The 15399-nt window shown below is 56.4% G+C and carries 8 protein-coding genes and 8 pseudogenes; 6 read left to right on the plus strand and 10 right to left on the minus strand.

Annotated elements, in window-relative coordinates:
• Positions 1-279: 279 nt before the first annotated feature.
• The 4 genes and pseudogenes from ACTBDU_RS12015 to ACTBDU_RS12030 form a co-directional block, all read right to left on the minus strand.
• A pseudogene (locus ACTBDU_RS12015) lies at positions 280-540 on the minus strand (aldehyde dehydrogenase family protein); the annotation flags it as partial.
• Positions 541-875: 335 nt separating this feature from the next.
• The gene (locus ACTBDU_RS12020) at positions 876-1280 is read right to left on the minus strand and encodes a glutathione S-transferase N-terminal domain-containing protein (RefSeq protein ID WP_438806611.1); all 405 of its coding nucleotides are present in this window, start codon (positions 1278-1280) and stop codon (positions 876-878) included.
• A gap of 26 nt (positions 1281-1306) precedes the next feature.
• Positions 1307-1525, minus strand: coding sequence for a hypothetical protein (locus tag ACTBDU_RS12025; protein WP_438806604.1), 219 nt, complete (start codon positions 1523-1525; stop codon positions 1307-1309).
• A 36-nt stretch (positions 1526-1561) separates the two neighbouring features.
• Positions 1562-1906, minus strand: coding sequence for a hypothetical protein (locus ACTBDU_RS12030; RefSeq protein ID WP_438806605.1), 345 nt, complete (start codon positions 1904-1906; stop codon positions 1562-1564).
• Positions 1907-2175: 269 nt separating this feature from the next.
• Between ACTBDU_RS12030 and ACTBDU_RS12035 the strand changes: the two are divergent.
• Both ACTBDU_RS12035 and sodA read left to right on the plus strand, forming a co-directional pair.
• A pseudogene (locus tag ACTBDU_RS12035) lies at positions 2176-2774 on the plus strand (formate dehydrogenase accessory sulfurtransferase FdhD); the annotation flags it as partial.
• A 128-nt stretch (positions 2775-2902) separates the two neighbouring features.
• Positions 2903-3520 (plus strand): superoxide dismutase [Mn], encoded by a 618-nt coding sequence (sodA, locus tag ACTBDU_RS12040; RefSeq protein WP_438806606.1) that lies wholly within the window; start codon positions 2903-2905, stop codon positions 3518-3520.
• 243 nt (positions 3521-3763) lie between these two features.
• Here sodA and ACTBDU_RS12045 read toward each other — a convergent pair.
• From ACTBDU_RS12045 to glyQ, 6 genes and pseudogenes are all read right to left on the minus strand, one after another.
• Positions 3764-4350, minus strand: a pseudogene (locus tag ACTBDU_RS12045) (MltR family transcriptional regulator).
• A gap of 24 nt (positions 4351-4374) precedes the next feature.
• A pseudogene (locus tag ACTBDU_RS12050) lies at positions 4375-5485 on the minus strand (mannitol-1-phosphate 5-dehydrogenase).
• Between the two features lie 98 nt (positions 5486-5583).
• Positions 5584-7363 (minus strand): annotated as a pseudogene (locus ACTBDU_RS12055) (PTS sugar transporter subunit IIA).
• A gap of 686 nt (positions 7364-8049) precedes the next feature.
• Positions 8050-8660 (minus strand): annotated as a pseudogene (locus ACTBDU_RS12060) (DUF3053 family protein).
• Positions 8661-8816: 156 nt separating this feature from the next.
• Positions 8817-10886 (minus strand): glycine--tRNA ligase subunit beta, encoded by a 2070-nt coding sequence (gene glyS / locus ACTBDU_RS12065; RefSeq protein WP_438806607.1) that lies wholly within the window; start codon positions 10884-10886, stop codon positions 8817-8819.
• Positions 10887-10895: 9 nt separating this feature from the next.
• Positions 10896-11810: a glycine--tRNA ligase subunit alpha gene (gene glyQ / locus ACTBDU_RS12070; protein ID WP_438806608.1), complete on the minus strand. Its 915-nt coding sequence runs from the start codon at positions 11808-11810 to the stop codon at positions 10896-10898.
• Positions 11811-12046: 236 nt separating this feature from the next.
• Here glyQ and ACTBDU_RS12075 point away from each other — a divergent pair, with 236 nt between their 5' ends.
• The 4 genes and pseudogenes from ACTBDU_RS12075 to ACTBDU_RS12090 all read left to right on the plus strand — a co-directional run.
• Positions 12047-12484, plus strand: coding sequence for an N-acetyltransferase (locus ACTBDU_RS12075; RefSeq protein WP_438806609.1), 438 nt, complete (start codon positions 12047-12049; stop codon positions 12482-12484).
• Positions 12485-12661: 177 nt separating this feature from the next.
• A pseudogene (ghrB, locus tag ACTBDU_RS12080) lies at positions 12662-13633 on the plus strand (glyoxylate/hydroxypyruvate reductase GhrB); the annotation flags it as partial.
• A 212-nt stretch (positions 13634-13845) separates the two neighbouring features.
• The gene (locus ACTBDU_RS12085; protein ID WP_438806610.1) at positions 13846-14847 is read left to right on the plus strand and encodes an AI-2E family transporter; all 1002 of its coding nucleotides are present in this window, start codon (positions 13846-13848) and stop codon (positions 14845-14847) included.
• Positions 14848-14949: 102 nt separating this feature from the next.
• Positions 14950-15399 (plus strand): annotated as a pseudogene (locus ACTBDU_RS12090) (transposase); the annotation flags it as partial.

Genomic DNA, 15399 nt, shown 5'->3' on the forward strand with positions numbered 1-15399 from the left:
AGGCCATTATCTATCTCATTTCATTATTTTTATGATTTACTAATATTTTTTAACCTAATTCACATATATCTAATGGATGCCCAAAAGGCGTTTAAACTACCTTTAAATCTGCTCAAACCACAGTCATCCGAGTCTAGAATTTAGTGCAAAAAAATCATTTTTTGCCTATTTTTTTGCGACGAGTCCAGAATCTATAAAATCTCTGTAAGCCTCGCCATTAAAGGGCTTCCGGCTAACCCATCGTTTAACTTAAGAGTCCAGAAATGATTGCCGTCCCACAATTCCCCCTTCCGGCGCGCGGATACAGGAAGCGAAATAGCGGAAATGCTCAATCGTCAGCGGCACATCGCCAGCCAGGGTTTCGCGGATGGGCTTGCCGTTATCCCAGGTTTCCACCGATGCCAAAAGCTCCAGATTTTGCTCCATACGCTCGGCGATGCGATGCAGTATCGCGGCCCGTTCCTGCACCGAGGTTGCCGCCCATGCGGCGCACGCCGCATGGGCGGCGTCAAGCGCCAGATCGATATCGCTTCGCCGGGAATCAGGCTTGTGATAGGGGGATTGTGCGCCATGGCTCTCTCCTTCACGCTGGTTGCCTTACCGGTCGGTTGACCGATGTCAGCGTACAACATCGACACGCGGCGATAAGCGGTCTGAACGCTCTATCCATAACGTTAACGCCGCGCCACGGCGATGAACAGGACCGGCGGGAAGGAAAATCGCAGTTATCAGAGCGGCTTCACACTTTAGCGGCGAGGGTTTCATTGCTATACAAGCCGGCTGTGGCTGGCGGCAAAGTCCGGGCAAAACTTTCACGACTGAATAGCCGCTCGGCCATTGCCACCAGCGCCGCCCATTCTTTCACCCGCAGCGCGTCACGGGAGTCGGCCGGCAGTAATGCCGGTTCGGGCTGTAACCATTCCAGATAGTCCGCGATCTAAAGAGGGGTGGCAATGGGTTTCCCCCTGCGCGTCAATCAATACCGGCGCGCAACCCAAAGGACTGATGGCTGTCGATAGCGTGCTATCTACCGCGTGGACCAGGGTAAACGGCAGATTTTTCTCAAGCAATATCATCAAAATTTTGCGCACAAAGGGACAGGAATAACTGCCGATGAGCTTCATGATACGCCTCCGTTTGCCGGTTTTGAGATAGACAGTATGGCGCAAAGGGACATAGTCGGTGAAAGAGCCGCTTTCACCGCCTGCTCCTGAACAGCATACTGGCGGCCCTTGCGGCGCGTCCAGCAAATTCCTCGGCCGGGTGCCGACACTAACCATCAGCACAGGCCGCCCGCGGTCAGATGTTAATGAAACGCGACCGTCCCCAGCACCTGTTTCACCAGCAGATTGTGCTGCGTCAGATTTTTGGCCGGCGTGAGTACCTGCAAGGTCAACACATTACCGGCGTAAGGCGTCGTAATGGTGGAGCCAAGCATGGCATTGTCCTCTACCGTCTGGCGGGTATCCAGGCGCAGGAATTTATGACCATCGACGGTCTCGACGCTTTGGCCAGTTTTCTGCATGTCTTTATACTGGGTTTTCAGACCGGACAAGCTGCCCTAAGCCATTTTGTTGAAAGCATCCGTGCTGGTATCGTTGGCATCGCCGCCCGCGGTCGGCACTTCGCTCACTCCAATCACCTGCTGGCGCTGCCGGTCGGTAAACACCTGAATTTTCACGCCGGGATTCTGCGCAGCAGAATCCTCGCGGGTTTGATTAACGAAAGCGCCAGGTACCTGCAGCGTCACTTTGCCGCCCAGCGCGGCGACGTCAATGCCCTTCGCCGACGATGCAGACGCGTTGCCCGTCCCGCTATCTGCCGCCGACGCCACGCCGGACGTGCCTGCCAGCCCGGCGGCCGTCATCATAAGGAATAGTGAGATTTTAATATTATGCCTGGTCATAGCCCTCAACCCTTCTCCGCAATGGTGTTCCATTAAACGTAGCAAGGGGCTCTGAATTACGCAACTTACTGAAAAAGAAAACTGTTTAGGTAAAGTCAACCGTTTGCCCGCCTTGAGGGCTTGCAGCGCCCGCCAGAGCAGCGAATAATAACGCCCTACTAGCATTGAGGGAGAAAACCATCGTGAAACACACCGCTTTCCACGCTGAGGACACCCGGCCCGGCATGAGTCAATCCAGCGGCCGCCGGCGCGGGCAGCTCGATTGAACGGAGCCGGACTCGCTGACCGAAGAAGTGCCGGTCGCGCTGCTTGTACAACAGTATCTCCCACGTGGTGGTGATGGCGTCGCCAAAAGAACTGGACGCCTTCGCCCTCGGCTTCTCACTATCCGAAGGCATTATCGCTTCGCCGGCGGATATCTACGGAATCGACATCGGGCCGGCCCGACAGGGTCTACAGGTTCAGGTCGAGCTTTCCAGCCGTCGCTTCATGGCGCTGAAAGCGCAGCGCCGGGCGCCGGGGGCGCTGGCGCGGCTTGATCGGGCGCTGGATTGATCGCAAGAGGTGCAGCTCATCGGCCGGCTTACGGGCTGCACCCACGCCGCAGCCTGGATCTCGCCGGAAGGGGAACTGTGCTATGGCGCCGAGGACGTCGGCCGCCACGTGGCGCAGGCCCAGCAGTGCCCGTTATAAAATGCTGCAAAAGGCCGCCATGTGCAGCATGGAAATTCTGTTCGCCGTTTCCGCCGCCACGTCGCTGGCGGTGGAGGTTGTCGGACGCTGCGGCATGACGTTGGTGGGGTTTAGTAACCCGGGACGCGCCATGGTCTTTACCCATCCGACGCGGATCGTTGAAAACCTAAGTTAACCTTGTTCTTTTTAAAGTCACCGACAAACGTTTTATTCAACGTTTAATTAACTATAATGATCGGATTGCTTACGCGACCCTAACATGCATTTAAAAGGGGCCGGTTCAACTAAAATGGAGAGATTGATATGAGCTTTACGCTACCTTCCCTGCCTTATTGCTATGACGCCCTGGAACCGCATTTCGACAAAGAAACGATGGAAATCCATCACACTAAACACCATCAGATCTATGTTAATAACGCCAATGGCGCCCTGGAAAGCCTGCCGGAATTCGCCAATCTGCTCGTCGACGACCTGATCCAAAAACTGGACCAGCTTCCGGTGAACAAAAAGACCGTGCTGCGCAACAACGCCGGCGGCCATGCCAATCACAGCCTGTTCTGGAAGGGTTTGAAACAAGGTACGACCCTGCAGGGCGAACTGAAAAGCGCTATCGAACGTGATTTCGGCAGCGTTGACGCGTTTAAAGAAGCGTTTGAGAAGACCGCCACCACCCGCTTCGGTTCCGGCTGGGCCTGGCTTGTGAAAAAAGACGGCAAACTGGCCGTCGTGTCCACCGTTAACCAGGACAACCCGCTGATGGGCGAAGCGATTTCCGGGACCTCTGGCTACCCGATTCTGAGCCTGGACGTTTGGGAGCACGCTTACTACCTGAAATACCAGAACCGCCGCCCGGACTACATCAAGTCATTTTGGAACGTGGTGAACTGGGATGAAGCGGCCGCACGTTTCAGCCACGCCTGATTCGCGTTGCGGCGCACACCGACACCGGGTAGCGCCCGCCCGTCCCCGCCCCGGCGGGGATTTTTTTGCCCGTGCACCGGCGAATTAATGCGCGGCCAGGCCTGAGTCTAGGCCGTGACGTCAGCAGTGACACATGTGCAGCCATGCATTTGCGGAGGAAGCAGGCCTTAGGTGAAGGCAACCGCCGATCCGCAAGCGCCGCGACCGCAGGGCGAAGGCGCCGACGTGAAACCGGCGCGGCGGTTATTTCAGCAATAACTGATCGGAGAACGCTTTTTTGGCACTAACTTCGCACCAGATATTCGGTGGCGGAGAGGACCATGGTCGAGCGCACCATTTGCTGCTAGCACTGCCGTTGCATCTTCGCCAGCGCTTCATCCTCCGGCGCACGCGAGATTTGCGGCGATGGCGGAAACGCGGCGACACAATGCAACTCGCCAAACGGCCTCAAAATTTTATCGTCGGTAAAGCGATAATCGCTTGGATCCTGCTGCAATTCTTCATGCAGCGCCATCAGCAGTCCGGCGTCTTCGTACTCCTGGCGGCTTATCACCCCGAGCGCATAAACCAATTTCAGGCGCGACGACACAGTTCCGCCAGCGGGGCCCGGCGCCCGCCCGCAGCGGCTCCACGGCGTATTTGACCGCATAGTCATCCTTGCGGAACACCTGCGTCACCAAAATGGCTACGGCTTCCGCCAGCAGCGTAATCGCCGCCCGCAAAAACTCCCGCACCGTGGTTCCGGCATTCAGGCGTTCGAGCACGCAGTTTTCCAGCAGCTGAGTTTTTCCGTCATGTTGCACACCATGTAGCGGGCCAGGGGGCAGGATCGTGTTCGCCTTCGGTTCTGTCGGTTACTGCATGGCGTTATAGGCATTCACCACTTGCGCGACAACTTTACTGTCTTCTTCCAGTCCGGAGACGTTGGCCAGCGACGCCTGCGGACCGACCTCGGCCAGCAATGCCGCCCACTTCCGCCTGCGGGTCCTGGTCGCTGTGGATAGTGCATCGCTGCGGCTATGCCGGTCACCAGATTGGCATGGCCAAGACCGTATTCCAACGTACCGCGCAAGGGCTTGATTAATTGATCGCCAGCGCCCAGTTTGCGCAACGGCTGCCGGCCACCGCGTTCCACGTCATCATGCAAACAGGGATTCTCAAAGCGCTGAAGAATTTTGTTGATATAGGCGGCATGCTTTTGCGCATCAAAACCATAACGATTGATAAGCACCGCTCCGCTCTCCTCAATCGCGCCCTTCACCGTCTGGCGGACAGCCAGATCCAGAATGGCATCGCGGACGGTCTGATGGCCGGCGAGCTGGCCCAGATAAGCGGTAATGGCGTGGCCCGTATTTAGAGTAAACAGCTTACGCTCCACAAAAACCATCAGATTGTCGGTCAGTTCCATGCCGGCGAGAGCGGGCGGAACGCCTTTGAATGGGGTTTTATCCACAATTCACTCGCTAAAACTCTCGACCGTCACCGCCAGCGGGTCGTCGCTGGCCGCTTCAACCAGCGGCACGATGCGGTCCACGGCGGAATCGACAAAGCCGACATGCTGGTCAACCCAGGCATGATAGCGCGGCGCCAGCGCACCATGTTCTCACAGGCGATAATGTTCAGCGGCTGTGTGCTGCCGCCGTCATGTCGCTTAACCAGACCGCGGGCAATGGCGGGCGCAATGCGTTTAAGGATCTGCGGACCGACCGCCGGCGTCACCAAATCCACGCTGGCGATAGCCGCAACGACGTCGTCGCTGCCGCTGTGCACCGCGCTGACCCCGCGCACGGTCTCTACCTGCGCCTGTTCATCCACTACCCGCACCTGGTATTGGTGGCGCTGGTTCAGCGCGTCGAAAACCTGCTGGTTCACATCAGCGAAAACCACCTCAACACCGGCATCGGCCAACAATTTACCGATAACCCCGCGGCCGATATTCCCTGCTCTGAAATGTAATGCTTTCATAACGTTAGCCTTAAATTATCTCAGCAAAAATCTAAGAAAAAAAGGGGCCATGGCAGGCCTCTTTGTTTCTTACGTCAGTGACCCGCCCGCATGCCTGGTCAGGACGCTTTGCCGCTCGCCAGCAGTTCCAGGACTTCCTGCACGTCGGTGGTGTGGCAAAAGCGCGCGATCACCGACTCATCGTCCAACGCGTTGGTCAAACTGGTGATGACCTGAATGTGCTCATTATTACGGGCAGCGATCCCGATCACCAGTCGGGCAATATCCTCTTCCTCATCGCCAAAGCAGACGCCGTCAGGGTACTGGCAGAATACGACGCCGGTACGCAGGACGCGGTCCTTCGCCTCGATAGTGCTATGGGGCACAGCGATGGACTCACCCAGGTAAGTCGAGGTCAGTTTTTCACGATCCAGCATCGTCTGAACGTATTCGGGCTGGACATAGCCCTCTTTCATTAGTTGTTCACCGGCGAAGCGGATAGCCTGCTCTTTGTGGTCTGCATGTTGACCGAGAAAAACGTTGTCTGCACTGAGGCGGAACAGGTTTTGTTCGCCGTCTTCAAAGCTGTCGTCCGACGTTGTCATTACTCTGTGCTGATTATCCTCGCTTTTTTGTACCGCTACCAGACGCGCGGTCAGATCGCGATGGCTTATCACCAGATCGACATCGTCGGGTAAATTATTGATGGCGCTATTGGTCACGCTGATGTTCTTCATCCCGGCCTCGTTCACCTTTCTACGCAAGACGCCGGGGCGCCCACGGCGCTCGAATCCATGCCGGCGTCGCAGGCCATAATAATTTTCCGCACCGAACTTAAATCACCCGAAGCACCTGCATTGACGGGGGCGGCGACGCCTTTGGACTGGGCTTTCATATCCTGCACACGGTGTGACGCCTCGGCTAAATTATCTTCATTGCCGGTAGCGCGTGAGCTCTTGAGCAAAATGGACGAGATGATAAACGAAACGGCGAAAACGGCAACAATAGCGGCCAGGTTGGCGAAATAGGTGCCTTTGGGCGTCATGGCTAATACGGCCAGAATAGAGCCCGGGGAAGCCGGCGAAACCAGACCGCCGCCCAGCAGATTCAGCGTGAATACGCCAGTCATACCGCCGAGGATAACCGTGATCAACAAACGCGGATTCATCAGCACATAGGGGAAATAAATTTCGTGGATACCGCCCAGGAAATGAATGATGGCTGCACCGCCGGCGGATTGCTTGGCGTTACCGCGGCCAAATATCATATACGCCATCAGAACACCCATACCCGGACCGGGGTTGGTTTCATCAGGATGAATATCAATTTACCGGTTTCGGTTGCCTGCTGAATGCCCAGCAGCGAGAAGATGCCGTGGTTGATGGCATTATTCAGGAACAGAATTTTGGCCGGCTCGACGAAAATGGACGTCAGCGGCAGCATGTTATAGGTCACCATCAGGTGAACGCCAGCAGCATACCCGATAATACCGGTCGAGAAGTTATTGACCAGCATCTCGAAACCGCTTTTGATTTTACCGTCCACGGCGCGGTCGAAGCGTTTGATAGCCCAGCCGCCGAGAGGACCGGCAATCATTGAGCCGAGGAACATCGGCATATCGGCACCGGCGATAACCCCCATGGTGGTAATCGCGCCGACGACGCCACCGCGTTCGCCACCCACCATCCGGCCGCAGGTATAGCTAATCAGCAGCGGTAGCAGGTAAGTGATCATCGGGCCGACCAATTTGGCCAGCGTCGCGTTGGGTGTCCAGCCGGTAGGAATAAACAGCGCGGTGATAATACCCCAGGCGATGAAGGCGCCAATATTGGGCATCACCATATTGCTGAGGAAGCGGCCAAAGTTCTGCACTTTGACCTTGATATCCGATGAAGACATAAAACTCACCCCTATTGAAACGCGCTATACAATAAGAGCGCGTGAAATTTGTTGCGGCAGTGTTGCATCATCAACCGGTATTACTATTGGCAGCGCCACTCTACCACGCTCTTTTGTTATAGCCTGGCGAGGTTAATTATTGCGATGCTAATCACGGGGCACCCCCCGTTTAGGGATATCTAGGCGATATCCATCACAAATTTACCCTGAAATAAAAGTACATTTATGCATTATCAATCAGATTATGCGCAATATTGTGATATATATCACATCATTGGATGGCCAATTTGTAATGAAAACGTGACATAAATCACAAAAAGCTTATTGCCCGACCGCGACTGCGGGCACTGTCTTATTGAAAGCACGCCTGTAACGAGGATAGGGCTTAAAGATCAATGGAAAAGGTGTAACAAAGTTACCGCCAAAAGCAGTCCCCCAAAGGGGGAGTCTGCGCCGCTAGACAGGACCGGGTTAGACACACCGGCGCCAGGCCCGCCATGAAGGCCGGCAGAGAATATTGCTCAGATGTAGCCTAGGGTTAACCGCGCAGCGGCCTAAAAAAAGACAGACCGCCACCGCCAGGGTAGCATCCTCAGGCTACAGGGGAGGCTATCAGGCGAGCCTCACACCGACCTTTAGAAATCACGCCCCCTGAGGCGAGGGCGATGAGACCCCCGGGGATACCATCAGGGCAACAGCGCGTCCACGCCGTTTTGCGCCTGTAGCAACTGCTGGTGCTGGTTTTGCAGCCCGGTCATAAGCTCATTGTATTGCGTCACCTGCAGTTGCGTGGGGAAGTTTACCGCCCAACCATCAAAGTTGGGTTGACCCTGCCCCGTCTGCATGGCGAGAAAATCACCCACGTGAACCAGCTGTTCCGCCAGTGAAGACGCGGCGCCAATGACCGGCATGACTTTCTGCACCGGTCCGGTCACCAGCTTGTCGTAGGCCTGCGCGAGCGCCTGCCGATGGGACAGGTAATCCTGCGGCACGCGGATTTGGCTTATCTCATCCAGCACCGCTACCAGTGAACCATTAACCGAGCTGAGGAATTTGTCGCTGAAGATTTGCAAAATCTGTAATTATTAGCGTAAGGGCCAAACTGCTTTTTTTGCGCCGCGCTCAGGGTGGGGATCCGTTCACCACCGGGCAAAATCGTATTTTGCAGAAATTGTATAAAGGCCTGGCGCTGTTCCGGTTCTTTATCGCCGCAGCCGGTCAACTGAAAGACGCCCAGTAATACAACAAGCATCGCCAGCAGCGGCCGGTAGAGGCCATTGCGCTCCCTTAAGGTCATAACCTTTACTCCTGTAAATGAAGGACTTATTTTCCCGGTTTAGGTATTTACTTCGCCTTCCCTGCTTCAGTAACAATATAGTGCAGTTTTGCGACGGGCAAAAACCGCTGGCGCGGCGCCGGGTCGACGTCGACGTGCCGGCAGGCAACGCGCAGCCTATTGCAGCAGCGAAATATCCGCGACCTGCAAAAACAGCTTGCGCAGCTGCGCGAGCAGCGTTAGACGGTTAATACGCACCTGATGGTCGTCCGCCATCACCATAACGCCATCAAAGAACGCGTCCACCGGCTCACGCAGCGCCGCCAGCTCTACCAGCGCGTCCTGATAGCGACCCGTTTCGAATAGCGGCTGTAGTTTTTCGCGCAACACCACCAAATGGGTCGCCAGCGTGATTTCCGCCGGGTCCTTGAGCACTGAGACCTGCAAGTCTTCGTGGACCGGATCGTCAGATTTGGCCAGTATGTTCGATACCCGCTTGTTGGCCGCCGCCAGCGACGCGGCTTCCTCCAGGGTGCGGAAATAGCTCACCGCGCGTACCCGGGAATCGAAATCTGCCGGGCGAGTCGGACGCCGCGCCAGCACCGCCTGAATGGTGTCGACGCTGTGCCCCTGCTCCTGGTACCAGGCGCGGAAACGGCCGAGCATAAAATCGATGACATCATTCACTACAGCGTCATTGGTCAGCTTCTCGCCGTAGAGGCGCACCGTTTCTTCCGTCAGCGTCTGCAGGTCGAGCGGCAGCTGTTTTTCCACGATAATGCGCAGCACGCCGAGCGCGGCACGGCGCAGGGCGAAAGGATCTTTATCCCCTTTAGGATGCTGGCCGATGCCGAAAATGCCGGCCAGCGTATCCATCTTGTCGGCAATGGCGACCGCGCAGGACACCAGAGTCGTGGGGAGCGCATCGCCGGCAAATCGCGGCTGATACTGCTCTTTTTGCGCCAGCGCCACCGCTTCCTGCTCGCCGTCGTGGCGGGCGTAATGCATACCCATCACGCCCTGGGTGTCGGTAAATTCAAACACCATATTGGTCATTAGGTCGCACTTGGACAACCGGCCGGCGCGCGCGGCCTGGGGCACATCCGCGCCAATCCGGCCGGCGATCCAGGCCGCCAGAGCTTCGATCCGGCCGCTTTTGTCGCGCAGCGTGCCGAGCTGTTTTTGAAACAGCACCGTATCCAGCCGCGGCAGACGATCTTCCAGCCGCTGTTTGCGGTCGGTGTTAAAGAAGAACTCCGCATCAGCCAGGCGTGGACGCACGACCTTTTCATTACCGGCGATGATCTGGCGGGGATCTTTCGACTCGATATTCGCCACGAAAATAAAGTGCGGCAGCAGGTTGCCCGCTGCATCGTAAACCGGGAAATATTTCTGGTCACCTTTCATGGTGTAAACCAGCGCCTCCGCCGGCACCGCCAGAAACTTCTCTTCAAAGCGGGCGGTGAGCACCACCGGCCATTCCACCAGCGAGGTGACCTCTTCCAGCAGGCTCTCGCTCAGATCGGCCACGCCGCCTAACCGTTTGGCCGCCGCTTCCGCATCTCTGCGAATGGTCTCTTTACGCTGCAAATAGTCCGCCATCACCCGGCCGCGATCCAGCAGCACCTGCGGATACTGATCGGCGTGCTCCAGGCTGATTTCCCGTTCACCCATAAAACGGCGACCGCGCACGATACGATCGGCATCAATGCCGAGCACATTGCCCGCAATGACGCCGTCGTCCAGCAGCAGCGTCACGGTGTGCACTGGCCGGATGAACTGGGTTTCATTGTCGCCCCAGCGCATCATTTTCGGGATCGGCAGCTTGCCCAGCGCACGGCTGACCATGCTGCACAGCAGCTCTTGCACCGGCTGCCCCTTCACGCGGGCGCGATAGACCAGCCATTCCCCTTTATCGGTCGCGAGACGTTCGGCCTGGCTGACCGTAATGCCGCAGCCGCGCGCCCAGCCTTCGGCCGCTTTGGTGGGATTGCCGTCAGCGTCAAACGCCTGTGCGATGGCGGGACCGCGCTTCTCAACGTCACTGTCGGCCTGTGCGCCGCTGAGCGCGGCGACCTTGACCGCCAGCCGGCGCGGTGCGGCAAACCAGCTGACTTCGCCGTGGCAAACGTTGGCCGCATCGAGTTCGCCGCTAATGTGGGTGGCAAAGGCCTCAGCCAACGCGCGCAGCGCCTTGGGCGGCAGTTCTTCCGTGCCTATTTCCACCAGAAAAGTGTGTTGCGTCATGGCTGCCTCTTAGTTCTCATTCTTCTTGCACATTGGGAAACCCAGCGCTTCGCGTGAAGCGTAGTAGGCTTCTGCCACGGCCTTGGTCAACGTGCGGATCCGCAGGATATAGCGCTGGCGCTCCATCACCGAAATGGCTTTGCGGGCGTCGAGCAAATTGAAACTGTGCGCCGCCTTCAAAATGCGCTCATAGGCCGGCAGCGGCAGCGGTTTTTCCAAAGCCAGCAGGTTTTGCGCCTCTTTTTCATACTGTTCAAAACAGGTGAACAGAAAATCCACATCGGCATATTCAAAGTTGTAGGTGGATTGCTCGACTTCGTTTTGGTGGAACACGTCGCCATAGGTGGTACGACCTAGCGGCCCATCGCTCCATACCAAATCATAAACGCTGTCGACGCCCTGCAGATACATTGCCAAACGCTCAAGCCCGTAGGTGATTTCCCCCGTGACTGGCCGGCATTCCAGCCCACCCACCTGCTGAAAATAAGTGAATTGCGTCACTTCCATACCGTTCAGCCAGACTTCCCAACCCAGCCCCCAGGCGCCCAGTGTCGGGTTTTCCCAGTTGTCCTCCACGAAACGAATATCGTGAATAGTGGGATCCAGGCCAACTTCTCTCAGCGAACCGAGATATAATTCCTGGATATTCTCTGGCGAGGGTTTGATGATGACCTGGAACTGGTAGTAATGCTGCAGCCGGTTGGGGTTTTCACCGTAGCGGCCATCCGTGGGACGGCGCGAAGACTGCACGTAGGCGGCGGCGATGGGCTCCGGGCCAAGCGCCCGCAGACAGGTCATGGGATGGGACGTCCCCGCGCCGACTTCCATATCCAGCGGCTGGACGATAGTGCAGCCCTGGCGCGCCCAGTAATCCTGGAGCGTCAGGATCAGGCCCTGAAAGGTCTTGGGATCAAACTTTTGCATGTTGAATTCGCACGCATTGCAAGTGAATGTAATGAGAAGGCACCAGTATACCCTCTGGCGTTCAGATATACAGCCCGGATCCGGCAACAGCTGCGAATACGCGCCGCAGATTTAATCAGAACGGTCAGCGCTGTGCTTAATCGCCGAACGGCAGGAAGGCCTATGCAACGCCATTGGCAGCGAGACATCACCTGCGTCAGCGTCCAACAACGACAGGGTGCGCTAGCGGGGATCCCATGGTGATCCGCCCGCTACGTCAGGAGGATTCGCCGGCGGTGCTCACGCTTTGGCTTGAGAGCACCACCCGTGCGCATCCTTTTATCTCGCCTGCCTATTGGCAGAAGAGCCTGCCGTCGGTGCGCGATGAGTATCTGCCCGCCGCCCGTACCTGGGTGGCAGAACAGGACGCCAACCTCGCCGGTTTTATCAGCGTGTCACTCGGCAAGGTGGTGGGAGCGCTGTTTGTGGCGCAAGCCTATCAGCGCCGCGGCGTAGGATTGGCGCTGATGACAATGGCGCAGCAGGCTTATCCCGCGCTCACGCTGGAAGTTTACCGGCTGAACCACAACGCCTGCCGGTTTTATCATCACGCGGCTTCTTCCCTATCGCGCAGCGGCTTAACGGTAAAACTGGCCATCTCATCCTCCAACTGCACTGGTACGCCGGCGGTATAATGCACGCCGTCTCCCGTCCCTCATCCTGAGCGCCAGACCGGAACCGCTATCCTCCTGCGGCGTTGTCCGGGGTCCTCCCCGTGTCCGCATCTCTCGGCGGCGCGCCTGTTCCCCGCAGTAAAAAGTGGTATGCTGATTAATAATGCATCTGGTAATCACTGATTAATGGAGAATTCGATGAAGTCTGCTGTGATTTTGTATAAAGCCATCCTGGAAGATTTACGCCGACGTCTGGACAAACATTTCAGCGTAACGGCGTTCGACGGGCTTACCGACGACAATTTGCAGCAACACGCGCAGGCCCTGACGAAAGCGGTGGGTCTTATCGGCGCCGGTGGGAAGGTCAATGAGACTCTGCTTGAGCGTATGCCGGCGCTAAAAGCCGCCTCGACAATCTCCGTGGATTACGACAATTTTGATGTGCAGGCGTTGAGCGCGCGGGGCGTACTTCTGATGCATACCCCGACCGTATTAACCGATACCGTGGCGGATACCTTAATGGCGTTGGTGCTCGCCACCGCGCGCCGGGTAGTCGAATCGGCGGAACGGGTCAAAGGCGGCGAATGGCAGCTCAGCATTGATGAAAACTGGTACGGCGTCAATGTGCATCATAAGACCCTGGGCGTGGTGGGCATGGGCCGCATCGGCATGGCGCTGGCGCAGCGCGCCCACGCCGGTTTTGATATAAACGTGCTTTATCATGCGCGCAGTCAGCATCCTGAAGCGGGAAAGCGTTACGACGCCCGCTACTGCGATCTCGACACCTTGCTGCCGCAAGCGGATTTCGTCTGCCTGATCCTGCTGTTAACGGAACAGACACATCATTTAATCGACGCCGCCTGGCTGGCGAAAATGAAGCCCGGCGCCATTCTCATCAATGCGGGCCGCGGTCCGGTGGTGGATGAAGCGGCACTGATCGCGGCGCTGGAAAACCTCACCCTCCTTGGCGCCGGACTCGATATGTTCGAGCAGGAGCCGCTGCCGGTAACGTCGCCGCTGATGCTGCGCCTGCCCAATGTCGTAGCGCTGCCGCATATCGGCTCCGCCACCCATGAGACGCGCTACTACAACATGGCCGCCGACGCGGTGAATAATCTTATCCCCGCCCTTACCGGCCGGGTGGAGAAAAACTGCGTCAATCCGGAGATTCTCCCCGGCCATTACGGCGACGGCCAATACCAGGCCCGGCGGCGCGACAACCGCCGCGGCGCCGACAGTCGCCCGCGGTGAGAGCGACGTTTTTCTTGCTCCTGACAGGGGGCGATGACGCTGCGGTTTAGGCTGTCGGTGCTATGATTACCCCCTATGCTATTTGCTATTCGCGCAACAAAGGAATTTGCCAGTAATGAAAGGAAAGAAAAATGAGCGTAAGTGAGACATGGCTGAAGGCAACCTCTTACCTGTTAATGTTTCTTTTTATCACCCTAATCATCCCGCTGCATTTGTTTCCCTGCTTTATCGCCGGCTTTCTGGCGTATGAGGTAATCATTTCTCTGACGCCGTGGTTTGAACGTCTGGTGGGCAGCGGCCGCGCACGTTGGGTCGTGGTAACGCTGATTGCCGCATTTGTGGTCATTGCCATGACGCTGGGTATCGTGAGCCTGGTAAGCTTCCTGACCTCGGACATCCAGCGCGGTATCGACATTACCGCCGAAACCAACCGCATCTTTTCCGACGTGAAGAACCGCATTCCTGATTATCTCCCCTCGTTCCTGCCCGAAAGCGCGGAAGAGCTGAAAGATCAGCTCTTTGCCTTGGTCGAGTCCAATTTAATTATTATCCGCAACATGGGCCGCTCTTTCCTGCACGGGCTGATTGCCATTTTTATCGGCCTTATTATCGGCGCGGTAATTTCGCTGAATAAGCCGTCCGGTCGTAACACCTATTTTAAGCAGCAGTTGCTGGAGCGCCTGCATTATCTCTCTCAGGCGTTCCGCAATATTGTCTTCGCCCAAATTAAAGTGTCGCTGGTCAATACCTTGCTGACGTCGATGATGATTCTAGTGCTGTTCCCGCTGTTCGGCGTGCATCTGCCGCTGGGTAAAACGCTGATCGTAGCCACTTTTATCTTCGGCCTGCTGCCGATTATCGGTAATCTTATTTCCAATTTCATGATTATCATTTCAGCGCTCTCCATCTCCTTGAGCGTGGGGGGCGTGATGGTGCTGTACCTCATCTTGATTCACAAGTTGGAGTATTTCCTCAATGCCGAGATCGTCGGCAGCTGCATCAATGCCAAATCCTGGGAGCTACTGCTGGCAATGCTTATCTTCGAGGCGGCGTTTGGTTTGGAAGGATTGGTAGCGGCGCCGATTTATTACGCTTACCTGAAAACCGAATTGCGGGCGCGGGAACTGATTTAACCGGTGATGGCCTGCGTGCATACCTGGCGCTGTAGTGGCACACTGAATTTGGCCACCTGAACAGAGGTGATATGCTCACCTCAGAACAACACAGGGGCACCAATAAAAAGAAGAAATTTTAGTCCTGAATTCAAACGCGAATCCGCTCAACTGGTTGTCGACCAAAATTACGCCGCCGCGCCAGCAGCAAAAGCCATGGACGTCGGTTTTTCTACGATGACGAAATGGGTAAAACAACTGCGTGATGAGCGACAGGGGAAAACGCCAAAAGCCTCTCCCATAACCCCGAAACAAATCGAAATACGTGAGCTCAAGAAGAAGGTACAACGCATTGAAATAGAAAACGAAATATTAAAAAAGGCTACAGCGCTCTTGATATCAGACTCCCTGAACAAGTTCCCGTTAATCAGGAAACTCAGAGCGCATTATCCTGTGGCCACACTCTGCCACGTGTTCAGGGTTCATCGCAGCAGTTACAAATACTGGAAAAGTCGTCCTGACAGGCCAGACGGCAGGCGAACAGTATTGCGCAGTCAGGTTTATGAACTGCAC

This window comes from Sodalis sp. (in: enterobacteria), from assembly GCF_051710625.1.
Taxonomy (GTDB): Bacteria; Pseudomonadota; Gammaproteobacteria; order Enterobacterales; family Enterobacteriaceae; genus JBPESN01.

What these genes read in the sequence shown, in the direction of transcription:
- ACTBDU_RS12020 (WP_438806611.1), bottom strand. Translation starts at nt 1,280, where the DNA reads ATGGTTAGTGTCGGCACCCGGCCGAGGAATTTGCTGGACGCGCCGCAA.
- ACTBDU_RS12025 (WP_438806604.1), bottom strand. Translation starts at nt 1,525, where the DNA reads ATGCAGAAAACTGGCCAAAGCGTCGAGACCGTCGATGGTCATAAATTC.
- ACTBDU_RS12030 (WP_438806605.1), bottom strand. Translation starts at nt 1,906, where the DNA reads ATGACCAGGCATAATATTAAAATCTCACTATTCCTTATGATGACGGCC.
- sodA (WP_438806606.1), top strand. Translation starts at nt 2,903, where the DNA reads ATGAGCTTTACGCTACCTTCCCTGCCTTATTGCTATGACGCCCTGGAA.
- glyS (WP_438806607.1), bottom strand. Translation starts at nt 10,886, where the DNA reads ATGACGCAACACACTTTTCTGGTGGAAATAGGCACGGAAGAACTGCCG.
- glyQ (WP_438806608.1), bottom strand. Translation starts at nt 11,810, where the DNA reads ATGCAAAAGTTTGATCCCAAGACCTTTCAGGGCCTGATCCTGACGCTC.
- ACTBDU_RS12075 (WP_438806609.1), top strand. Translation starts at nt 12,047, where the DNA reads ATGGTGATCCGCCCGCTACGTCAGGAGGATTCGCCGGCGGTGCTCACG.
- ACTBDU_RS12085 (WP_438806610.1), top strand. Translation starts at nt 13,846, where the DNA reads ATGAGCGTAAGTGAGACATGGCTGAAGGCAACCTCTTACCTGTTAATG.